Source organism: Streptomyces inhibens (genome assembly GCF_003389455.1).
GTDB classification, from domain to species: Bacteria; Actinomycetota; Actinomycetes; order Streptomycetales; family Streptomycetaceae; genus Streptomyces; species Streptomyces inhibens.
Genome location: NZ_QUAC01000462.1, coordinates 1 through 21,392 on the forward strand (window position 1 = coordinate 1; position 21,392 = coordinate 21,392).

At 69.5% G+C, this 21,392-nt stretch carries 18 protein-coding genes and 1 riboswitch; of the genes, 13 read left to right on the forward strand and 5 right to left on the reverse strand.

Annotated features, from left to right (window positions below; all coding sequences use genetic code 11):
• The first annotated feature begins 207 nt into the window (after window positions 1–207).
• The 10 genes from clsA (at window position 208) to DY245_RS39915 (ending at window position 10,315) form a co-directional block, all read left to right on the forward strand.
• Window positions 208–816, forward strand: coding sequence for a cardiolipin synthase ClsA (clsA, locus tag DY245_RS39870; protein ID WP_128511999.1), 609 nt, complete (start codon window positions 208–210; stop codon window positions 814–816).
• A 122-nt stretch (window positions 817–938) separates the two neighbouring features.
• Window positions 939–3,434: a mannose-1-phosphate guanyltransferase gene (locus DY245_RS39875; protein ID WP_128512000.1), complete on the forward strand. Its 2,496-nt coding sequence runs from the start codon at window positions 939–941 to the stop codon at window positions 3,432–3,434.
• Window positions 3,435–3,509: 75 nt separating this feature from the next.
• On the forward strand, window positions 3,510–4,442 hold the full coding sequence (locus tag DY245_RS39880) for a DUF881 domain-containing protein (protein ID WP_181924070.1): 933 nt from the start codon (window positions 3,510–3,512) through the stop codon (window positions 4,440–4,442).
• Entirely contained in the window at window positions 4,439–4,771 is a 333-nt protein-coding gene (locus tag DY245_RS39885; RefSeq protein ID WP_003984969.1) for a small basic family protein, read from the forward strand. The genes DY245_RS39880 and DY245_RS39885 overlap by 4 nt, the downstream gene beginning before the upstream one ends.
• Window positions 4,772–4,863: 92 nt before the next feature.
• The gene (locus DY245_RS39890; protein WP_425329511.1) at window positions 4,864–5,736 is read left to right on the forward strand and encodes a DUF881 domain-containing protein; all 873 of its coding nucleotides are present in this window, start codon (window positions 4,864–4,866) and stop codon (window positions 5,734–5,736) included.
• Window positions 5,737–5,854: 118 nt separating this feature from the next.
• Window positions 5,855–6,703, forward strand: coding sequence for an FHA domain-containing protein (locus DY245_RS39895; RefSeq protein WP_128512003.1), 849 nt, complete (start codon window positions 5,855–5,857; stop codon window positions 6,701–6,703).
• Window positions 6,704–6,720: 17 nt separating this feature from the next.
• On the forward strand, window positions 6,721–7,470 hold the full coding sequence (ftsR, locus tag DY245_RS39900) for a transcriptional regulator FtsR (protein WP_128512004.1): 750 nt from the start codon (window positions 6,721–6,723) through the stop codon (window positions 7,468–7,470).
• A gap of 53 nt (window positions 7,471–7,523) precedes the next feature.
• On the forward strand, window positions 7,524–7,997 hold the full coding sequence (locus tag DY245_RS39905; protein ID WP_006606439.1) for a bifunctional nuclease family protein: 474 nt from the start codon (window positions 7,524–7,526) through the stop codon (window positions 7,995–7,997).
• 188 nt (window positions 7,998–8,185) lie between these two features.
• Window positions 8,186–8,791, forward strand: a complete 606-nt coding sequence (locus DY245_RS39910) for a MerR family transcriptional regulator (RefSeq protein WP_128512005.1) — start codon at window positions 8,186–8,188, stop codon at window positions 8,789–8,791.
• 66 nt (window positions 8,792–8,857) lie between these two features.
• A complete protein-coding gene (locus DY245_RS39915; RefSeq protein WP_181924071.1) occupies window positions 8,858–10,315 on the forward strand; it encodes a DNA polymerase IV in 1,458 nt (485 codons plus the stop codon).
• On the opposite strand, the gene DY245_RS39920 is transcribed toward DY245_RS39915, so the two are convergent.
• Window positions 10,219–10,608, reverse strand: a complete 390-nt coding sequence (locus DY245_RS39920) for a PRC-barrel domain-containing protein (RefSeq protein WP_181924072.1) — start codon at window positions 10,606–10,608, stop codon at window positions 10,219–10,221. The two genes, DY245_RS39915 and DY245_RS39920, sit on opposite strands and share 97 nt — an antisense overlap.
• 114 nt (window positions 10,609–10,722) lie before the next feature.
• Window positions 10,723–10,820: riboswitch (glycine riboswitch) on the forward strand.
• Between the two features lie 189 nt (window positions 10,821–11,009).
• Here DY245_RS39920 and gcvP point away from each other — a divergent pair.
• Entirely contained in the window at window positions 11,010–13,895 is a 2,886-nt protein-coding gene (gene gcvP, locus DY245_RS39925) for an aminomethyl-transferring glycine dehydrogenase (protein WP_128512007.1), read from the forward strand.
• A 72-nt stretch (window positions 13,896–13,967) separates the two neighbouring features.
• Here the strand turns inward: gcvP and DY245_RS39930 are convergent, their stop codons facing one another.
• Window positions 13,968–14,162: a DUF5999 family protein gene (locus DY245_RS39930; RefSeq protein WP_030416598.1), complete on the reverse strand. Its 195-nt coding sequence runs from the start codon at window positions 14,160–14,162 to the stop codon at window positions 13,968–13,970.
• A gap of 330 nt (window positions 14,163–14,492) precedes the next feature.
• Complete coding sequence (locus DY245_RS39935; RefSeq protein WP_128512009.1) at window positions 14,493–15,080, reverse strand: hypothetical protein; 588 nt, start codon at window positions 15,078–15,080, stop codon at window positions 14,493–14,495.
• A 567-nt stretch (window positions 15,081–15,647) separates the two neighbouring features.
• Here DY245_RS39935 and DY245_RS39940 point away from each other — a divergent pair.
• The gene (locus tag DY245_RS39940) at window positions 15,648–17,201 is read left to right on the forward strand and encodes a glutamate-cysteine ligase family protein (protein ID WP_128512010.1); all 1,554 of its coding nucleotides are present in this window, start codon (window positions 15,648–15,650) and stop codon (window positions 17,199–17,201) included.
• A 44-nt stretch (window positions 17,202–17,245) separates the two neighbouring features.
• On the opposite strand, the gene DY245_RS39945 is transcribed toward DY245_RS39940, so the two are convergent.
• Window positions 17,246–19,033, reverse strand: coding sequence for a substrate-binding and VWA domain-containing protein (locus DY245_RS39945; protein WP_128512011.1), 1,788 nt, complete (start codon window positions 19,031–19,033; stop codon window positions 17,246–17,248).
• A 174-nt stretch (window positions 19,034–19,207) separates the two neighbouring features.
• Here DY245_RS39945 and DY245_RS39950 point away from each other — a divergent pair, with 174 nt between their 5' ends.
• Window positions 19,208–20,065, forward strand: coding sequence for a CPBP family intramembrane glutamic endopeptidase (locus tag DY245_RS39950; RefSeq protein ID WP_128512012.1), 858 nt, complete (start codon window positions 19,208–19,210; stop codon window positions 20,063–20,065).
• A 66-nt stretch (window positions 20,066–20,131) separates the two neighbouring features.
• On the opposite strand, the gene DY245_RS39955 is transcribed toward DY245_RS39950, so the two are convergent.
• Window positions 20,132–20,953 carry a PhzF family phenazine biosynthesis protein gene (locus tag DY245_RS39955; protein WP_128512013.1) on the reverse strand — a complete coding sequence of 274 codons (822 nt, stop codon included), beginning with the start codon at window positions 20,951–20,953 and terminating at the stop codon, window positions 20,132–20,134.
• Window positions 20,954–21,392: the final 439 nt, after the last annotated feature.

Genomic DNA, 21,392 nt, shown 5'->3' on the forward strand with positions numbered 1-21,392 from the left:
CTTTCAGCGCCGATGGTACTGCAGGGGGGACCCTGTGGGAGAGTAGGACGCCGCCGAACAATCATTGTGGGAAAGCCCCGTTGGAACCTTGGTTCCAACGGGGCTTTTTCGCGTTTCCGGGATCTTGGGACCCGGGGCGCCGCGCGGCCGGCGGGCCAGGTAAGGTCAGGGGGCATCATTGGCACATTTCCCACAGGAGGCCCCCGCGTGGAGGTCCAGGAGACGCGGGTCCAGACGGATCGCGTCCTCACCATCCCGAATATCCTGAGCATGGCTCGCCTCGTCGGCGTGCCGGTGTTCTTGTGGTTGATCCTGTGGCCGAAATTTGGTGGTCCGAACGCTGATGGCTGGGCGCTGTTGGTCCTCGCGCTGAGTGGCGTCAGTGACTATCTGGACGGCAAGCTCGCCCGGCGCTGGAACCAGATCAGCAGCCTGGGGCGAATCCTCGACCCGGCCGCCGACCGCCTCTACATCCTCTCCACCCTCGCCGGTCTGACGTGGCGCGAGATCCTGCCGGTCTGGCTCACCGCAGCGCTGCTGGCGCGTGAGCTGATGCTCATCATCGCGGTCGGATTCCTCGGACGCCACGGTTACGGGCCTCCCCAGGTGAACTTCCTGGGCAAAGCAGCTACGTTCAACTTGATGTACGCCTTCCCGTTGCTCCTCCTGAGCGACGGAAGCGGCTGGCTTCACACGCTCGCTGCTATTTTCGGATGGGCGTTCGCAGGTTGGGGTACGGCGCTCTACTGGTGGGCAGGGATCCTCTACGTGGTCCAGGTCCGCCGAATCATCAGGGCGGACACCACGGCCGACTGAGCTCTCCGAACCGGCAGATTGTGCCAGGGCCCGGGCGCCCGTACGTGAGCACAGGAACAGTGGGCGATCCGGGCAGGTGAAGTCGGCAAGACCGTCGTCTCTTAGAGGAGGACGCTTCCGACATGAAGGCCGTTGTGATGGCCGGCGGCGAAGGAACACGCCTTCGCCCGATGACGTCCAGCATGCCCAAGCCGCTGCTTCCCGTCGCCAATAGGCCGATTATGGAGCACGTCCTACGGCTGCTGAAACGGCATGGTCTCAACGAGACCGTCGTAACCGTGCAATTCCTGGCCTCGCTCGTCAAGAACTATTTCGGCGACGGCGAAGAGCTGGGGATGGAACTCACCTACGCCCATGAGGAAAAGCCACTCGGCACCGCCGGCAGCGTGAAGAACGCCGAGGAGGCCCTCAAGGATGATGCCTTCCTCGTCATCTCCGGTGACGCCCTCACCGACTTCGATCTCACCGATCTGATCCGGTTCCACAAGGAAAAGGGCGCGCTCGTCACCGTCTGCCTCACGCGGGTTCCCAATCCGCTGGAGTTCGGCATCACCATCGTCGACGAGGGCGGCAAGGTCGAGCGTTTCCTGGAAAAGCCCACCTGGGGTCAGGTCTTCTCGGACACCGTCAATACCGGCATCTACGTCATGGAGCCGGAGGTCTTCGACTACTTCGAGCCCGATGTATCGGTCGACTGGTCCGGCGATGTCTTTCCCCAGCTCATGAAGGAAGGCAAGCCGATCTATGGCTATGTCGCCGAGGGCTACTGGGAGGATGTCGGCACCCACGAGAGCTATGTGAAGGCCCAGGCCGATGTGCTCGAAGGCAAGGTCGATGTGGAAATCGACGGCTTCGAGATCTCACCGGGCGTATGGGTCGCCGAGGGCGCCGAGGTCCATCCCGACGCGGTGCTGCGCGGTCCCCTGTACATCGGCGACTACGCCAAGGTCGAAGCGGATGCGGAGATCCGCGAGCACACCGTCGTCGGCTCCAATGTCGTCGTCAAGAGCGGCGCGTTCCTGCACCGGGCCGTGGTGCACGACAACGTCTACATCGGGCAGCAGTGCAATCTGCGCGGCTGTGTGATCGGCAAGAACACCGATGTCATGCGGGCCGCACGGATCGAGGACGGCGCGGTCATCGGCGATGAATGCCTCATCGGTGAAGAATCGATCGTGCAGGGCAATGTGCGGGTCTACCCGTTCAAGACCATCGAGGCCGGCGCTTTCGTCAACACCTCGGTGATCTGGGAGTCCCGCGGTCAGGCGCATCTCTTCGGCGCCCGCGGCGTGTCCGGGATCCTGAATGTCGAGATCACACCGGAACTCGCCGTACGGCTCGCGGGCGCGTATGCCACCACGCTCAAGAAGGGCTCCACGGTCACTACCGCGCGCGACCACTCCCGTGGCGCCCGGGCACTCAAACGCGCGGTGATCTCCGCGCTGCAGGCCAGCGCCATCGACGTACGCGACCTGGAGAACGTCCCGCTGCCCGTCGCCCGCCAGCAGACCGCCCGCGGCAGCGCCGGCGGCATCATGGTGCGCACCACGCCCGGCGTACCTGACTCCGTCGACATCATGTTCTTCGACGAGCGGGGCGCCGATCTCTCGCAGGCCGGGCAGCGCAAACTCGACCGGGTCTACGCCCGCCAGGAGTACCGTCGCGCCTTCCCCGGCGAGATCGGTGACCTGATGTTCCCGGCCAGCGTCTTCGACTCCTATACAGGGTCCCTGCTGCGTGCCTTGGACACCACGGGCATCAGCGAATCGGGACTGAAGGTCGTCGTGGACGCCTCCAACGGCAGCGCGGGCCTGGTCCTGCCCAGCCTCCTGGGACGGCTCGGCGTCGACTCCCTGACCATCAACCCGGGGCTCCACGAATCCCGGCCGACCGAGACCGCCGATGCCAAGCGCTCCGGGCTGGTGCGGCTCGGCGAGATCGTGTCCTCGGCGCGGGCCGCCTTCGGCGTGCGCTTCGACCCCGTGGGCGAGCGATTGTCCCTGGTGGACGAGCGTGGCCGGATCATCGAGGACGACCGTGCGCTGCTGGTCATGCTGGATCTGATCGCCGCCGAGCGGCGCACCGGCCGGGTGGCGCTGCCGGTGACCACGACCCGGATCGCCGAGCAGGTCGCGGCGTACCACGGCACGCAGGTGGAGTGGACGACCACCTCGCCCGACGATCTGACCCGGGTGGCGCGTGAGGACGGCACGGTCTTCGGCGGGGACGGCCTGGGCGGCTTCATCATCCCGGAGTTCAGCAGCGTCTTCGACGGCGCGGCCGCGTTCGTCCGGCTGATCGGCCTGGTGGCCCGTACCCAGCTCACGCTCAGCCAGATCGACGCACGGATCCCGCGGGCGCATGTCCTGCGCCGCGACCTGGCCACCCCCTGGGCGGTCAAGGGCCTGGTCATGCGGCATGTCGTCGAGGCGGCCGGTGGCCGGGACGTGGACACCACCGACGGCGTACGGGTCGTGGAGGCCGACGGCCGCTGGGTCCTGGTGCTGCCCGACCCGGCCGAGGCGGTCACGCACCTGTGGGCGGAGGGACCGGACGACGCCTCCGCTCAGCAGCTGCTGGACGAGTGGGCCGCCGTGGTGGACAGCGCGGGACGCTGACCCGGACCCCACCGGCGTGCCGCCAATCGGCACGCCGGTGGGGCCATTGGGAGACTGCGCGGGCGACGTGCGACGATGTGCGGCATGTCGCAGCAGCGCCCCGATCGGAGCACCACGAACACGTCGGCCGCGCGCCCCGATGCGTCCATGTCGCTGCTGACCAACGTGATGGATCACAGCCTCGACGACGGATATGCCGAGGCCGCCGCGCGGAAGTCCGAAGCCGGCGTGCGCGGTCTGCCGCGCACCCTGCGGGCCAAGTTGGGGCTGGCGGCCGGCCTGGTGCTGGCCGCGATCGTGGTGACGGTGGGGGCGGCGCAGGCGCGGATATCCGCACCGACGCTGGCCAAGGAGCGCGAAGAGCTGATCAATCGCATCCAGAAGGGCACCGGCGAGGCGGACAAGCAGCAGCAGCGGGTCGACGCGCTGCGGGACGACGTCAGCAGGATGCAGCGCGAGGCGCTGAAGAAGCACGGTGGCGACAAGGCCGAACTGCTGGCCCTGCTGTCCGGTTCGACGCAGGTCACCGGGCCCGGCGTGAAACTCGTCGTGGACGATGCCAAGGGGACGGAGTCCAGCGGCGGCGGGCCGCGCGAGAGCAGTGGTTTCTCGGATACCGGGCGGGTACGCGACCGGGACATGCAGCGCGTCGTGAACGGCCTGTGGGAGTCCGGTGCGGAGGCCATCTCCGTCAATGGGCAGCGGCTTACGTCACTCTCGGCGATCAGAGCCGCGGGAGACGCCATACTGGTCGACAACAAGCCACTGGTGCCGCCCTATACGGTGCTGGCGGTGGGGGACGGGCAGCGGCTGAGCACCGCGTTCCAGGACAGCGCCGATGGTCAGTATCTGCATGTGCTGCAGGAGAACTACGGCGTGCGCACCAGGATTTCCGCCGAGAGCGAGGTCACGCTGCCGCCCGCGCCCAGTTTGATCGTACGTACCGCAAAGCCGCAGGCCGGTGCCGCCAAGGCGGACGGCGCCGACACAGGGAAGGGCACATCGTGATCGCCGTACTGGGCCTCATCGTGGGAGTCGTGGTCGGACTTGTCGTCCGACCCGTGGTGCCGACGGTGGTCGAGCCCTACTTGCCGATCGCTGTCGTCGCGGCGCTGGATGCCGTGTTCGGCGGTCTGCGCGCGATGCTGGACGGCATCTTCGACGACAAGGTCTTCGTGGTGTCCTTCCTGTCGAATGTCGTCGTCGCCGCGCTGATCGTCTTCCTCGGCGACAAGTTGGGCGTCGGCGCCCAACTCTCCACCGGCGTCGTCGTGGTACTGGGTATCCGGATCTTCTCCAACGCCGCCGCGATCCGCCGGCACGTCTTCAGGGCGTGAGGCGGATGGCAATCGACGAGACCCCGGAGCCGGAGAAGAAGCCCGAGCAGCCGCGGCCGGACCGGGAGAGCAGCCCCGTCGGCCGGCGGCCGATGCCGCCCGAGAGCCGGCGCGTCCCTGAGCGGCCGGAGACGGGCGACGGGACCGAAGCCCAGGAACCGGACAGTACTGGACAGAAGAAGGACAAAGGGGCAGACTCCTCAACTCCGGACGCGGTCGCCGATGACGGGAGCACGGAACGCCCGAAGACCGGTCGGGAGCGGCTTGTTGCGAGCCTGTGGCCGCCTCGGCTGACCCGGGCTCAACTGATCGTTGCGTTGCTCCTGTTCATTCTCGGCCTCGGCCTGGCGATTCAGGTACGTTCCACAAGTGACAGCAGTGCGCTGCGAGGTGCGCGCCAGGAGGACTTGGTGCGCATTCTGGACGAGCTGGACAATCGCTCCCAGCGGTTGACGGACGAACAGCGGCGCCTGGAAGGGCAGAAGACCGAGCTGGAGAACAGCTCGGACCAGGCCGAGGAGGCCCGTAAGCAGACCGTGGAGAAGGAACAGCAGCTGGGCGTGCTGGCCGGGACCGTCGCGGCACAAGGGCCCGGCATCAACCTGACCATCGACGACCCGACGCACTCCGTCGAGGCGGACAAGCTGCTGGACACGATCCAGGAGCTGCGGGCGGCCGGCGCCGAGGCCATCCAGGTCAATGACGTCCGGGTCGTCGCCAACACCTATCTCTCGGACATCCGGGGTGGGGTGGAGATCGACGGCAAGCGCGTCATGCAGCCGTACCGCTTCAAGGTCATCGGCAAGCCGGAGGACCTGGAACCGGCGCTGAACATTCCCGGCGGAGTGGTTCAGACGCTGGAAAAGGAGCAGGCCAAGGTGTCTGTGACCCGTGAAGAGAAGATCATTGTGAACGCCTTGCGAGAGGCGAAGCGGCCTGACTACGCTCGGTCGTCATCGCAGTGAGGCGTACAGGTATGTCGAGTGCCCGGCGAGGGCATGAGGTAGCGGGGGGTCGACGCACCGTGCGTGTGGTGTGTGGTGGAAACTGTCTGGAGGCCACGGACGTTTACAGGATGTCCGGATGGGCCGGTGTGTGCATCGAGGGTTCGTCCTGCCCCACGGGCGGGTCTGTTTCGTACAAGGGGAATCGCCCGTGAAGTTGTTTGGAAAGCTGTTCGGCAAGAGCGCACGCCAGGAGGGCGGCAGCGGCTCCGCACGGCACCGTGCTCCGCGCCAGCCCGACGAGAGCGGTGCGGCCGAGGACCGTCCGCTCTTCCGTGATGAGGTCAGCGGTCCGTCCGGGGGGCACGGCGCGGGTTCTGTTGACCCCTCCGGGTCCGGCCGCATAGGTTCCCAGGAACCATCAACCTCACGCACGGGTGGAGGGTTGGCCTTGCCGGTTTGTACGAGGTGTGGGCACCGGAACGCCGAGGCGAGCCGGTTCTGCTCGAACTGTGGAGCGCCGCTGCGCCCGGGCGCTCAGCCCGAGCGGGCGTCCGAGACGACGTCGACGATCTCCATTTCGGGGCTGGAGGCCTACGACTCGGAGGCGACGGGGCAGACCCTGACGCCGTCGCTGTCCCCCGAGGCCCAGGCGGCCGTCGATGCCCTGCCGTTGGGTTCGGCGCTGCTGGTCGTCCGCCGGGGTCCGAATTCGGGCAGCCGCTTCCTTCTGGACGGCGAGCTGACGACGGCGGGCCGGCATCCGCAGGGCGACATCTTCCTCGACGATGTGACGGTCTCGCGCCGTCATGTGGAATTCCGTCGTGGCCCGGACGGTCTCTTCACGGTCGCCGACGTCGGCAGTCTGAACGGCACCTACGTCAACCGTGAGCGGATCGACTCGGTCGTCCTCGCCAACGGCGACGAGGTCCAGATCGGCAAGTACCGCCTGGTCTTCTACGCGAGCCAGCGAGGCGCCGGTATCTGACCGGCCAGGGAAGGCATATGCGCCATACACCGAAAGGCGGTGCCGGTTTCGCCGGCACCGCCTCCTCGGACGGCAAGCCGGTGAGCATCGGCACGGTGCTCAACCTGCTGCGCGAGGAGTTCCCCGAGGTCACCATCTCCAAGATCCGCTTCCTGGAGGCCGAGGGGCTGGTCGAGCCGAAGCGCACACCTTCCGGGTACCGCAAATTCACGCCGGCGGACGTGCAGCGGCTGGCGGGCGTCCTGCGGATGCAGCGGGACCACTATCTGCCGCTGAAGGTCATCCGGGAGCATCTGGACGCCCTGGAGCGCGGTGAGCAGGTTCAGCTGCCCGCGCCGGCCGCGCCCTCCCGGGATCTCGTCGAGGGCGTGCACGACGTGGGCGAGGAGCGCCCTACGGCTGCCCGGATCGGCCGGGCCGAGCTGTTGGCCGCCGCCGAGGTGGACGAGGCGGCGCTCGCCGACTGGGAGTCGTACGGACTCATCGTCCCCCATGCGGACGGCGGATACGACATCGAGGCCGTCACCGTGGCCAAACTTGTCGCGGACCTGGGGCGTTTCGGTCTCGAACCGCGGCATCTGCGCGCCGTGAAGGCGGCCGCCGAGCGCGAGGCGGGGCTGGTCGAGCAGGTCGTTGCACCCCTTCGGCGGCACCGTAATCCGCAGACCAGGGCCCATGCCGAAGCCACCGCCAGGGAGCTGGCAACGCTGTCCGTACGGCTGCATGCGGCGCTGGTACAGAGCGCTCTGCGGGTCCAGCTGCCGTGAGCAAAAGAGTGCCCGACTACCCAAACCTGCCGGGCACGTCCTAGGGTTGCTGTGTGAACGAGCTCGACGTCGTGGGTGTCCGGGTGGAAATGCCTTCCAGCCAACCGATCGTGCTCCTGCGGGAGGTGGGAGGCGACCGATACTTGCCCATTTGGATCGGGCCAGGGGAGGCCACCGCCATCGCCTTTGCCCAGCAGGGCATGGTCCCTGCCAGGCCGCTGACGCACGACCTTTTCAAGGACGTGCTCGAAGCGGTGGGCCAGGAGCTGACGCAGGTCCGCATCACGGACCTGCGCGAGGGGGTTTTCTATGCCGAACTGGTCTTCGCCAGTGGAGTCGAGGTCAGCGCGCGTCCGTCCGACGCCATAGCGCTGGCGCTGCGCACCGGAACGCCGATCTTCGGTACCGACGGTGTGCTGGACGACGCGGGGATCGCCATCCCGGACGAGCAGGAGGACGAGGTGGAGAAGTTCCGCGAGTTCCTCGACCAGATCTCACCCGAGGACTTCGGCACCAACAGTCAGTGACGCCGGCCGGGCGAAGCGAATGATTCCGGCCAAACTATTTAGCCATTCCCCGCGCAAGGTCACGAGAAACCACTCGTAGGGTGATTATCACTCGGCGTGGCGAGCGCGGCGATCGTTGACGCACCCCGAGTGACTGCATACCGTCGATATGGCAGGTCCCGTCCGGGACGTGGAGGACGGAGGGCGGCGTGGCAATCACCGGCGACGGTATGGCGGCCGAAGGGGCATTGCCGCTCCACGCGGGCGCGGCAGCGAACCGTGCCGCGGCACCGGCCGCGGCGGTGTCGGGGGACTGCGAGGCGCAGAACATCGGCTATCGCGGCCCGACCGCATGTGCGGCAGCGGGGATCACCTACCGGCAGCTCGACTACTGGGCGCGTACCGGCCTGGTGGAGCCGAGCATCCGGCCCGCGTACGGCTCCGGCACCCAGCGGCTCTACAGCTTCCGGGACGTCGTCGTCCTGAAGATCGTCAAGCGGCTGCTGGACACCGGGGTGTCGCTGCAGAACATCCGCACCGCCGTCCAGCATCTGCGCTCGCGCGGGCTGGCGGATCTGACGCGGATGACGCTGATGAGCGACGGCGCCACGGTCTACGAGTGCACCTCGCCCGACCAGGTCGTGGATCTCCTCCAGGGCGGTCAGGGCGTCTTCGGGATCGCCGTGGGCGTGGTGTGGCGGGACGTGGAGGGCGCGCTGTCACAGCTGCACGGAGAGCGCGTGGACACCGGCGAGACGCTGGTCGGGAAGAACCCGCACGACGAGCTGGCGCGGCGGCGTCACCGGGCCGGCTGAGCCCCGCACACAGGTCCCGGCCCGGCATCGGGTCGATTGTCAGTGCCATGCGGCAGCATCGGACATGTGAGAGCCGCGCCGACGATCCTGCATCTGGACATGGATGCGTTCTATGCGGCCGCCGAGCAGGCGGCCAAGCCGAGCCTGCGCGGCAAGCCCGTGGTGGTCGGCGGGATCGGGCCGCGCGGAGTGGTCGCCACGGCGTCGTATGAGGCCCGGGTCTTCGGTGTCCGCTCGGCGATGCCCACGGCCCAGGCGCGCCGGCTGTGTCCCAACGCCGCTTATCTCACTCCTCGCTTCACCCTGTACCGCCAAGTGAGTGAGGCGGTGATGGAGCTGCTGCATGCGCTGTCGCCGCTCGTGGAGCCGTTGAGCCTGGACGAGGCGTTCGTGGATCTGGAAGCGGGCGGGGTACCGGCCGAGACGGCTGCCGTACGGGCCGTGGGGGAGCGGCTGCGGCGGGACATCCGGTCGGCGACGGGCCTGACCGGCTCGGTGGGGCTCGCGGGCGCCAAGATGCTCGCAAAGATCGGGTCGGAGGCCGCCAAGCCGGACGGTCTGGTGGTGATCGAGTCCGTCACCGAGCGGGAGCTGCTGGGGCCGATGACGGTGCGGACGCTGCCCGGGGTGGGCCCCGCGACGGCCGAGACGCTGCGCCGGGCCGGGATCCACACCGTCGCGGAGACCGCGGAGGCCGGCGAGGCGGAGCTGGTGCGGCTGCTGGGCAAGGCCCATGGCGCCGGGCTGTACGCGATGGCGCTGGGCCGGGACGACCGGCCGGTGGTGGCGGAGCGGGACGCGAAGTCCATCTCCGTCGAAGACACCTTCGAGGTCGATCTGACCGACCGGACGCGGGTGCGGACCGAGGTGCTGCGGCTGGCGGACCGCTGTGTCCAGCGGCTGCGGGCGGCCGGGCGCTCCGGGCGCACGGTGGTGATCAAGGTGCGTAACTACGACTTCTCGACGCTGACCCGCTCCGAGACGCTGCGCGGGCCCACCGACGACCCCGCGGTCGTACGGGAGGCCGCAGTGCGGCTGCTGGAGATGGTGGACACCACGGGCGGGGTGCGGCTGCTGGGCGTGGGGATCAGCGGGCTGGCCGATTTCACACAGGAGGATCTGTTCGCCCAGCTGGCGACGGAGCGGGAGGCCGAGGAACTGGCCAAGGCGGCACCGGAGCCGGCCGGGGGCGAGAGCGGCGAGCGGGAGTCCGAGGAGGAGCGGCCGCGCCGCTGGCATCCGGGGCTGGACGTGGTGCATGACGAGTTCGGCGCCGGCTGGGTGCAGGGAAGTGGGGTGGGGCGAGTGACCGTACGCTTCGAAACGCCGTGGTCCGCACCGGGGAGGGCGCGGACCTTTGCCGTCGATGACCCGGCCCTGCGGCCGGGGGAGCCCCTGCCGCTGGTGGGCGGGGAGCCGGGTGGTGCTCAGTCCTCCGAGCCGGCGATCTTGCCGAAGTCCTTGTCGCCGGAGCCGTTGGAGGACACCGGATCCGAGTCGGGGGAGGAGATATCCAGTCGGTAGTGGTGGTAGAGCTGGAGCTCCTGCTCGGGGGAGAGGTGGCGGCCCACGCCGAAGTCCGGGGCGTCCTTGATCAGCTTGCGGTCATAGGGAATGTGCAGGCTCTCGCCGATCATCTTGCTGGGCTCCAGGGGCACGAACGCATCCCGGCTGAAGAGTCCGGTGCGTACGGCCGCCCACTCCGGTTCCCCCGTCGCGTCGTCGAGATACACCTCGTCGATGGTGCCTATTTTCGCGCCGTTCCGGTCGAACGCTTTGCGGCCGATCAGGCTTCGGGGATCGATATCGGTTTGCACGGCCCCTCCAATTGGTCGCAACTGCCCTGTGACAACTACCAAACGGCACATTTCATGCCCCGGCCACTCGAAGGATCCTTCGAGTGGTGCGCTGGTAGGCTGGCCAATGGCTGTAGACCCCATGCGGGAGAGTCCTTTGTCGTTCGCGACCAGGGCGCCGAAGGAGCAAATCCTCCCCGGAATCTCTCAGGCACACGTACCGCATGGACGAGGTCACTCTGGAAAGCAGGGCGGGCCACGGACAGGCACAGCGCCGGGACCCCTCCTCACCGACGGTGAAAGCCGGGCCGCCTCGCGCGGGCCGGTGAAGCTCTCAGGTTGAGATGACAGAGGGGGAGGCCGTCCGGGCACCCACGCCGTGGTGCCCCTCGAAGGTCGTACCGACCAGGAGGCCCCCGCAGATGACCACCAATCGCATCTCCTTGACCGAGCTGGAGCGCGGCATCCCCTTCGAGCACCGCCACATCGGTCCCGACCACGAGGCGCAGGCGAAGATGCTCGCGCACGTCGGATTCGGGTCGCTGGACGAGCTCACCGACGCCGCCGTACCCGATGTGATCAAGAGCGCCGAGGCGCTCGGCCTGCCGCAGGGCCGTACCGAGGCCGAGGTCCTCCAGGAACTGCGGGGCCTGGCGGACCGCAACCAGGTGCTGTCGTCCATGATCGGGCTCGGCTACTACGGCACGTTCACCCCGCCGGTGATCCTGCGCAACGTCATGGAGAACCCGGCCTGGTACACGGCTTACACGCCCTACCAGCCGGAGATCTCGCAGGGCCGCCTGGAGGCGCTGCTGAACTTCCAGACGATGGTCGCCGACCTGACCGGACTGCCCACCTCCGGCGCCTCCCTCCTGGACGAGGGCACCGCCGCCGCCGAGGCGATGGCGCTCTCCCGCCGTATCGGCAAGGTCAAGCAGGGCGTCTTCCTGGTCGACGCCGACTGTCTGCCGCAGACCATCGCCGTGATCGAGACCCGCGCCGAGCCGACCGGCGTCGAGGTCGTGGTCGCGGACCTGAGCGAGGGTATTCCCGCCGAGATCGCCGAGCGCGGTGTGTTCGGCGTGCTGCTGCAGTACCCGGGCGCCTCCGGCGCGGTCCGCGACCCGCGCGCCGTGATCGAGCAGGCCCACGAGCTGGGCGCGATCGTCACCATGGCCGCCGATCTGCTCGCCCTGACGCTGCTGACCTCGCCCGGCGAGCTCGGCGCGGACATCGCCGTCGGCACGACCCAGCGCTTCGGTGTCCCGATGGGCTTCGGCGGACCGCACGCCGGCTTCATGGCCGTACGCGAGCAGTTCGCCCGCAGCCTGCCCGGCCGCCTGGTGGGTGTGTCCGTCGACGCCGACGGCAACAAGGCCTACCGCCTCGCGCTGCAGACGCGTGAGCAGCACATCCGCCGTGAGAAGGCCACCAGCAACATCTGCACCGCGCAGGTGCTGCTCGCCGTCATGGCCGGCATGTACGCCGTCTACCACGGCCCCGAGGGGCTGCGGACCATCGCCCGGCGCACCCACCGCTACGCCGCCGTCCTCGCCGAGGGCCTGCGGGTCGGCGGGGTGGAGATCGTGCACGGCGCGTACTTCGACACGCTGACCGCGCGGGTGCCCGGCCGGGCCGCCGAGGTCGTCGCCGCCGCCCGCGAGGCCGGTGTCAACCTCTGGCAGGCCGACGCGGACCTGGTCGGCATCGCCTGTGACGAGACCACCGGACGCGCGCAGCTGGCCGGTGTCTGGGGCGCCTTCGGCGTGCAGGGCGACGTCGAGCAGCTGGACGCGGCCGTCGCCGAGACGCTGCCGCGGACGCTGCTGCGCTCGGACGAGTACCTCACCCACCCGGTCTTCCACCAGCACCGCTCCGAGACCGCGATGCTGCGCTACCTGCGCACGCTCGCCGACAAGGACTACGCGCTGGACCGCGGCATGATCCCGCTCGGCTCCTGCACGATGAAGCTGAACGCCACCACCGAGATGGAGCCGGTCACCTGGCCCGCGTTCGGCCAGCTGCACCCCTTCGCGCCGGCCGCCCAGGCCCAGGGCTACCTCACGCTGATCCAGGAGCTGGAGGAGCGGCTGGCCACGGTCACCGGCTACGACAAGGTCTCCATCCAGCCGAACGCCGGATCGCAGGGTGAGCTGGCCGGTCTGCTGGCCGTGCGCGCCTACCACCGCGCCAACGGCGACGAGCAGCGCACCGTCTGCCTGATCCCGTCCTCGGCGCACGGCACCAACGCCGCCAGCGCCGTCATGGCCGGCATGAAGGTCGTCGTCGTCAAGACCGGTGAGGACGGCGAGGTCGACGCCGACGATCTGCACGCCAAGATCGAGAAGTACCGCGACGAGCTCGCGGTCCTGATGGTCACCTACCCCTCCACGCACGGCGTGTTCGAGGAGCACATCACCCAGATCTGCGCGGCGGTGCACGACGCCGGCGGCCAGGTCTACGTCGACGGCGCCAACCTCAACGCGCTGGTGGGGCTCGCCGAGCCCGGCAAGTTCGGCGGCGATGTCTCGCACCTCAACCTGCACAAGACGTTCTGCATCCCGCACGGCGGCGGTGGCCCCGGTGTCGGCCCGGTCGGCGTGCGCGCCCACCTGGCGCCGTACCTGCCCAACCACCCGCTCCAGCCCACCGCGGGCCCCGAGACGGGCGTCGGACCGATCTCCGCGGCCCCCTGGGGTTCGGCCGGCATCCTGCCGATCTCCTGGGCGTACGTCCGGCTGATGGGCGGAGAGGGCCTCAAGCGCGCCACCCAGGTCGCGGTGCTCAGCGCCAACTACATCGCCAAGCGCCTGGAGCCGCACTACCCGGTGCTCTACACCGGCCCCGGCGGTCTGGTCGCCCACGAGTGCATCATCGACGTCCGGCCGCTGACCAAGGCGACCGGCGTGAGCATCGACGATGTCGCCAAGCGGCTCATCGACTACGGCTTCCACGCACCGACGATGTCCTTCCCCGTGGCCGGCACGCTGATGATCGAGCCGACCGAGAGCGAGGACCTGGGCGAGCTGGACCGCTTCTGCGACGCGATGATCGCCATCCGCGCGGAGATCGAGAAGGTCGGTTCGGGGGAGTGGGACAAGGACGACAACCCGCTGCGCAACGCCCCGCACACCGCGGCCGCGCTCGGCGGTGACTGGAACCACTCGTACACCCGCGAGGTGGCCGTCTTCCCGGCCGGCGTCGTGGCGGCGGAGAAGTACTGGCCGCCGGTGCGCCGTATCGACGGTGCCTTCGGTGACCGTAACCTCGTCTGCTCCTGCCCGCCGCTGGACGAGTACGACAACTGAGCCACTCGGGCAACATCAAGGGCCCTCGGCGATCTGCCGGGGGCCCTGTTGTACGTGCCGGGTGCGCGCGGGTCAGGCCGCGGCGGTGACCCGAGCCCGGTGCGGGGCGATGACCTGCCCGTCCGGCAGCAGCTCACCGGTGTCCTCGAAGAGCAGGACGCCGTTGCAGAGCAGGCTCCAGCCTTGCTCGGGGTGGTGCGCCACAAGGTGTGCGGCCTCCCGGTCGGTGGAGTCTGCTGACGGGCATGGCGGTTGGTGCTGACACATGGAAGTTGTCTTTCGCTGCGGTGTGGTGAACGTCGTTGTGCGGCTCGATGAGGTGTTCATGGCCGCTCCCCCGTTTCAATCGGTCGATCCCAGTGTTGCCCCACGGACGGGATTCCGCAGGGATTTCGCAGCAGCGGTACTCACTCGATACGGACGCGTCACCCGTGCGGGCGGTTGCTCCCAATTGCACTCCTCCCCAAGGGGGTTGGGAATGGTATTCGCGGACTAGGCCGCGCGGGTGAGTACGACAGAGCGCTCCGCGGCCGGAAAGGGCCGCGGAGCGCGCTCTGGTGGGAGGTTTGCGCCGGTGCGCGGTCGGGCGCGCCGGGGTCAGGCGGGTTCGCGGAGCAGCGGGGTGGGGGCGAGGCGCAGGGTGAGCCGGGGGAGCAGGTCGGCGACCCGCTGCGGACGGTGGGCGGCGATCCCCGGCGGGGCGGGCGCCAGCGGAACCAGCAGGTCACCGGGTGCGGGCAGCCCCTCGGCGCCGTCCGAGTCGAGGTCGTGATGCAGCCATAGCGTGAGCATGTACAGCTCAGGGACGGACAGCAGCCGCGGCTGGTAGGGCGTGGTGAGCGCCTCGGCCTGCGCCAGGGCCCGTTCGGTCGCGGCGACATAGGGGCCGCCGCAGAAGCGCGCGAACGTCCAGCCGTCCGCCGTGAGCATCGCCTCGGCGGTCGCCACGGCGCGCTCCCCGCCGCGGACCAGGAAACGCCAGCCGGCCAGTCGGGTGTGCGGACTGCTGCCGGCCCGGTTGATGTCGTCCCAGACATGGACGGGCAGCGGGTGGTCGGGGCTGAGCGGGCCCTGGTGGGCGCGCAGTGCGGAGACCGGGGCCTCGCGGACGGCGGTGGGCGAGCCGAGGGCGGCGAGGACGCTGCGCAGGGCGGGCGCAGGGGCAGAGGGAACATGCAGCGGCATGGTGGGTCGCCTCTCACTTCGGAGACACGGTGGAGCGTGGCAGGTGCAGACGACGCTGTCTGCGCGCGGGGTCAGAGCATGGCCGGCCGGGGCTGCGGCCCGGCGAGGTCAGCCGCTGTTGCCCCGGCATCGGTGGAAACACCGCGACTCTGGGCGCCAACTCTCTGCCTCGTAAGCGGAGTTTATACGACGTATGTTCTGAAAGTGTTTCGGCTACCGGCCTTGTGGATTTCCGGCAAGGCGGAATCCAGGCCCGTGCGCGAGGTGTTTTCCGCCGCTTTGTTCCATGCTTTTGCCGCGCCACCTCGTATTTCCCCGCCGGCGCGGTAGGCCGGATCTCGTCGGTGTTTCTCACGAGCGAAATGCGGACGGCGATGGCCGCCGAGATATGCCCACGGAAAATGCCAGACGTTGCGCCACTTCGAGCCTATCGGTACCGGCACCCGCCCGAGGCGTTATCGATCAGATTGCCGGGGCATCATCGACCGTAGCGCGAGCCCCGGCGTGTCGGGGACGGCCCCAAGCGGCCCGTGGTCGCGGGCCGTTCACTCGAGGAGGGACCCTTCGATGGGGGAGAAGGTCGCCGCGGACGGGATCGACCTGGCGGACCGGGAGCGTTATCGAAGAAAGCTTCACGAGTGTCTTGAGGGATTGCAGAGGCTCTTGAGGGAGAAGAGGTTCGACCGGCCCAGGAATCTCATGGGCCTGGAGATCGAACTCAATCTTGCCGGTGCCGACGGGCTGCCCCGTATGCTGAACTCTCAAGTTCTTGAGCGTATCGCCAGCGGTGATTTCCAGACCGAACTCGCCCAGTGCAATCTGGAAGTCAACATCCTCCCGCACCGATTGTCCGGCAGCGTCCTGGACCAGCTCGCCGAGGAACTCCGTACGGGGTTTGCCTACGCCGAAAGGAAGGCCCGCGAGGTCGCCGCCAGGATCGTGATGATCGGCATTCTGCCGACCCTGCACGCCACCGACCTCACGGCCGCCAGCCTCTCCGAGAACGACCGCTATGTGCTGCTCAACGACCAGATGCGGGCGGCCCGCGGTGAGGACTTCGTACTCGACATCCAAGGCGTCGAGCACCTGGTCTCCCGTTCGCCCTCCATCGCGCCCGAAGCCGCCTGCACGTCCGTGCAGCTGCACCTCCAGGTGACACCGGGCCGCTTCGCCGCCATCTGGAACGCGGCACAGGCCATCGCCGCGGTGCAGGTGGCGGTCGGCGCCAACTCGCCGTTCCTCTTCGGCCGTGAGCTGTGGCGCGAGTCGCGGCCGCCGGTCTTCCAGCAGGCCACCGACACCCGCGTACCCGAACTGCAGGCGCAAGGAGTACGCCCCCGCACCTGGTTCGGCGAGCGCTGGATCGACTCCGCGTACGACCTCTTCGAGGAGAATCTGCGCTACTTCCCGCCGCTGCTGCCAGTGTGCGGCCCGCAGGAGCCGCTGCGGGTCCTCGACGCGGGCGGGGTGCCCGACCTGGCCGAACTGGTGCTGCACAACGGCACGATCTACCGCTGGAACCGCCCCGTCTACGCGGTCGCCGACGGCGTCGCCCACCTCAGGGTCGAGAACCGGGTGCTGCCGGCCGGCCCCACCGTCACCGACGTCATCGCCAACACCGCCTTCTACTACGGCCTGGTGCGGGCCCTGGCCGAGGAGCCGCGCCCCGTCTGGTCGCGGCTGCCGTTCGCCGCCGCGGCCCGTAACTTCGACACCGCCTGCCGGTACGGCATCGACGCCACCGTGCACTGGCCACGTCCCGGACGGGCCGGCGCCCTCACCGAGATCCCGGCCGTACGGCTCGTACGCAAGGAACTCCTGCCGCTGGCGGCGCGCGGGCTGGATGCCTGGGGGGTGGAACCGGCCGACCGCGACCACTACCTGGGCATCATCGAGGAGCGCTGCCGGCGCCGGGTGAACGGGGCGTCCTGGCAGGCCGCGGCCTTCCACCACGCGCGGCGCCAGGGACTGGACCGGCACGCCGCGCTCGCCGCGATGACCCGTCGCTACAGCGAACTGATGCACACCGGGGAACCGGTGCACACCTGGCCGGTGGCCTGGGCGGTCGGCGAGCGGACCACCGTACCGGGACCACGGCAGGCGGCGACGGACGGGGCGTAGCGGGGCAGGCGAGGGCCATCGAGGTGACCGGGCCACCGGCCTGCTCAGCGCGGTCCTTTGCTGCCCGCCGCCATGATGGCCTTGAGGATCACCTGGTGGATCTGTGACGGGTCGTCGACGCGGTGCGCCGAACCACCGGTCGGCGCCGCGATGCGGTCCAGGGCCGATTTGTCGGCCTGGGCGCCGATCGCGATGGCGATCAGCGGCACCGGCCGCTTCGGGTCGGCGAGTTTCTCCAGCTTGCCGACCAGGGAGTCGAGGCCGATGCCGCTGGAGTCGTCGTTGGCGCCGTCGGTGACGATGACCAGCGCGTTGAACTTCCCGCTCGCATACGCCCCGCAGGCCTTTTCGTACGCCGCGAGCGTGGTGTCGTACAGGCCGGTGGCGCCACCGGGCACCGGGGCCAGCGAGCCGAACGCGGCGGCGAGCGCGTCACGGTGGGTGGTGCCGTCCTTGTCCCGGTCGCCGAGGCGGTTGGTGGGCGACAGCTCCACATGGTCCTTGTTGCCGTCCAGGTAGGTGGCGAACTTCCACAGGCCGATCTCGTCCTCGGGCGTGAAGGTGGCCAGCGCCTGGAGCAGGGAATTCTTGGCGAGGTCCATCCGGGACTGGCCGCCCCGGTCCGGGACCGGGTTGGCCATCGAGGCCGAGGCATCCACGACCGTGGTGATCCGGGCGCTTTGCACCGTGACCGTCCACATGCCCAGCAGCGCCTGGAGCTCCTTGACCGACGGCGGATCGGCGGGGTCGGCGGAGTACGGCTGCGGCTCGCGCCCGCCGGCCGCGTCCACCACCTCGCTGTCCGGCCTGCCGTTGTCGGTCCGGAAGCCGTGCCTGCGCAGCGCGCGCTGCCCGCCGGGCTCGCTCAGCAGCGTCAGGAAGCGGTTGGCGGCGCGGGTCTGTGCAGGGGTGGTCTCGTCGTCGTCGACCAGGGTGTACGGGTAGTCGAGCTGGGCGGTGCCGTTCTGGGGGTAGAACAGATCGAGATCCGGGCCGCCGTCCTCACCGGTGTTGTGGGCGTACGCGGCCTGCTCGGACAGCAGCAGTGCCTGGTTGCGGCGTGGATTGCCCTGCTCCGCACCGGAATCGTCGCGCGGCAGGGTGGCCAGCACCTGCCCGTCGCCGTCCGCGACCCGTTGGTAGAGCAGTTTCGCGGCGGCCGCGGTGCGGGTGTCGGCCTCGTCGCCGTCCTTGGTGTCCTTGGCGTTGGCGGCGTTGATACGGGCCAGGGCGAGCAGGCCGGTGGCGCTGCGGGCCGGGTCGGCGACGCCCAGGCGCAGTGCGTCGTCGGTCGTCGCGGCCTCGGTCAGCTCGGTCCAGGTGTAGGTCTTCTTCGGCCAGCCCAGCGCCTTGGCGGCCTCGGGGACGGCACCCAGCGCGATCGGTGACGAGGCGATGGTGCCGGCGGTGGTCAACGGGGTGCCGCTCCCCGCGTCGACCCGGTCCACCCACAGGCTCGAATCCGGTATCCAGACCTGGAATTCGGGGTCGACGGGCCGCTGTCCGAAGGCGTCGGCGATCTCGTGGGCGGGCCGCGGGGTGATCTTGACGTCCAGGCACCGGCCGTCGGTGCGGGCGGCGCCCTCGCGGGCCGTCTTGGCCACCGCGTCGAGAGCGGGGGCGATATCGGGGGAGGCGGCCACATCGAGCCGCACCGACTGGCCGTCGCACGGCTCGCCGAAGGGGAGCAGATCGCTGCGCAGTGCCACCACGGAGCCCGCGGCGACGGCGAGGACGAGGCCGGTGGAGATGGCGATGGTGCGACGACGGGCACCGGGGCGGGACCCCGTGCTCGCCGGTGCCGAGCCGTCGGGCAAGCTGTGTCGTCCCATTGCGGTAGCGCCTCGCCTTCTCGGAGCTCGATCGGGATTCGATGGGGAGGGGGAGAATGCGCCACGTGGATGGCGCTCGTCCCCGGCCTGTCGCGCGCGATCTTCGTACCTGCTGTCGAGACCCTAGCGGGGCGGTGGTGGTGAAGAGGCGGTAATGCGGAAGTGGAGGAAGCCGTGCAGTCGGATGCAAGTCCCGTGGCCGATGCGGACGTTCCAGGTCAAGGAACGGGTACGGGGAAGGGCGCGGGGGTGGCCGAGGAGCCGTCCCGGAGCGTCTTGCGGAGCGAGACGCTGATCGTCCTGGCCCTCTCGCTGGGGGCCAGCGCGCTCTCGGCGCTGATCAGCTTCATCGGGTCGGTGACCAAGCCCGGCGGCCTCAAGGACCAGGCGGCGACGCTGAATGCCTCGCATGCGCCCGGCCGGCCCTGGCTGGATCTCGCCTGGCAGCTGTTCGGTATCGCGACCGCCCTGGTGCCCGTCGCGCTGGTGGCGCATCTGCTGCTGCGCGAGGCGCCCGCCGGGCAGAGGGGGCCCGGACTGCGCGCGATCGGCTTCGACCGGCGGCGGCCCGGCTTCGACTTGGGCCGCGGCACGGCGCTGGCGGCCGTCATCGGCGGCAGCGGGCTGCTGCTCTATCTGGGCGCGCGGGCGGCCGGATTCAATCTGACGGTGGTCCCCGAGGCGCTGCCCGAGGTGTGGTGGAAGATCCCGGTGCTGGTTGCCTCCGCGGTGCAGAACGCCGTCCTGGAGGAGGTCATCGTCGTCGGGTATCTGCTGCGCAGACTGGGGCAGTTGGGCTGGTCGCCGATGGCGGCGCTCGCGGCCAGTTCGCTGCTGCGCGGTTCCTACCACCTCTACCAGGGCATCGGCGGCTTCTTCGGCAACATGGTGATGGGCGTGATCTTCGTGCTGCTCTACCGGCGATGGGGGCGGGTCGGGCCGCTGGTCGCCGCGCATGCCCTCATCGACACCGTGGCGTTCCTCGGCTATGCGCTGCTCGCGGGGCGGGTGGGCTGGCTGCCGACGGCGTGAGGGCGAGGCGCGGGACGCCGCTTGTGCGTACCGCGCCTCCTGGGCCTTGTTGCGGCCGGGGCCGGTTCAGCCGGTGGCCAGCAGCTCGCCGTCGATGACCGTGACCGCCGAGCCGGTCAGCAGCGTTCGGTCGCCGCGCAGTTCGGTCTGTACGTAGCCGGTACGGGCGCCGCCCTGGAGGCCGACCAGTGTGTCGCGGCCCAGCCGGGCCGACCAGAACGGGGCGAGCGCCGTGTGCGCGCTGCCCGTCACCGGGTCCTCGTCGATGCCCACCCCCGGGAAGAAGCAGCGCGAGACGAAGTCATAGCCGCCGTCGGGGTTTTCGGCGCGTGCGGTGGTGATCACGCCGCGGCCGCCGTGCCCGGCCAGCGCCCGGAGGTCCGGGGACAGGGCCCGTACGGACTTCTCGTCGGCCAGCTCCACCAGCAGATCGCCGACATCGGGGCCGGTGTCGTAGGTGGAGCGGATCTCGGTGCCCAGCGCCTCCGCCACGACCGGCGGCACCTCGACGGGTGTCAGCGGTGCGGTCGGGAAGTCCATGGTGATCGCCCCGCCGTCGTCGGCCGTGGTGATCAGCACCCCGCTGCGGGTGCGGAAGCGGACCGTGCCGGTGGCCGTCCCGGTGGTGTGCAGGACGTGCGCGGTGGCCAAAGTGGCATGCCCGCACATGTTCACCTCGGCGGCCGGGGTGAGCCAGCGCAGCGCCCAGTCGGCGTCGCCGCCCTCGGGCAGCGGGTGCGCGAAGGCGGTCTCGGAGAGGTTGACCTCCGTGGCGACCTGCTGGAGCCAGGCCGTATCGGGGAAGGTGCCGGAGTCCAGGAGTACGACTCCCGCGGGGTTGCCGGTGAACGGACGCTCACTGAAGGCGTCGACGATGCGAATCCTCATGGCCGTGAGCGTAGAGGTGCCACAGAGCCACAGGCCAAGGCCAATTGCAGGAAATTGGCCATGGATTGAGGGTGTGGTCATCGGCGGACGGCTCTGATGCCCGGCGGCGCCGCGGGCCGCGAGCCGTCGGGCCTGGCCCGTCGGTGGGCTCGTACGCGCGGTCGCCGAGGATCTCCCGTTGCTCCCTGATCCGGTTCAGGGCCTTGCTTCGACGAACAGTCCCGATATATCGTTGAAGCATCGCGACCGATCAATGAGGGATGAGAGAGAAGGAGGACGCGTCATGCGTTCCCAAGGAAACGATCACGGACATGAGCGTCGGCATGAGCAGTGCGGACCCGGGCGCCATGGCGGCCGCGGCGACTTCGCGGGCGGCTGGGAGCGGCGGCGCGCCGCCTTCGGCCCGTTCGGCCCGCCTTTCGGGGGGCCGCCCTTCGGC

Excerpts from the sequence above, each read along its gene's own strand:
- DY245_RS39890 (WP_425329511.1), top strand. The coding sequence starts at position 4,864 with ATGCCGCCCGAGAGCCGGCGCGTCCCTGAGCGGCCGGAGACGGGCGAC.
- DY245_RS39945 (WP_128512011.1), bottom strand. The coding sequence starts at position 19,033 with ATGGGACGACACAGCTTGCCCGACGGCTCGGCACCGGCGAGCACGGGG.
- ftsR (WP_128512004.1), top strand. The coding sequence starts at position 6,721 with ATGCGCCATACACCGAAAGGCGGTGCCGGTTTCGCCGGCACCGCCTCC.
- DY245_RS39955 (WP_128512013.1), bottom strand. The coding sequence starts at position 20,953 with ATGAGGATTCGCATCGTCGACGCCTTCAGTGAGCGTCCGTTCACCGGC.
- DY245_RS39940 (WP_128512010.1), top strand. The coding sequence starts at position 15,648 with ATGGGGGAGAAGGTCGCCGCGGACGGGATCGACCTGGCGGACCGGGAG.
- DY245_RS39935 (WP_128512009.1), bottom strand. The coding sequence starts at position 15,080 with ATGCCGCTGCATGTTCCCTCTGCCCCTGCGCCCGCCCTGCGCAGCGTC.
- gcvP (WP_128512007.1), top strand. The coding sequence starts at position 11,010 with ATGACCACCAATCGCATCTCCTTGACCGAGCTGGAGCGCGGCATCCCC.
- DY245_RS39875 (WP_128512000.1), top strand. The coding sequence starts at position 939 with ATGAAGGCCGTTGTGATGGCCGGCGGCGAAGGAACACGCCTTCGCCCG.
- DY245_RS39880 (WP_181924070.1), top strand. The coding sequence starts at position 3,510 with ATGTGCGGCATGTCGCAGCAGCGCCCCGATCGGAGCACCACGAACACG.
- DY245_RS39930 (WP_030416598.1), bottom strand. The coding sequence starts at position 14,162 with ATGTGTCAGCACCAACCGCCATGCCCGTCAGCAGACTCCACCGACCGG.
- DY245_RS39895 (WP_128512003.1), top strand. The coding sequence starts at position 5,855 with ATGGGCCGGTGTGTGCATCGAGGGTTCGTCCTGCCCCACGGGCGGGTC.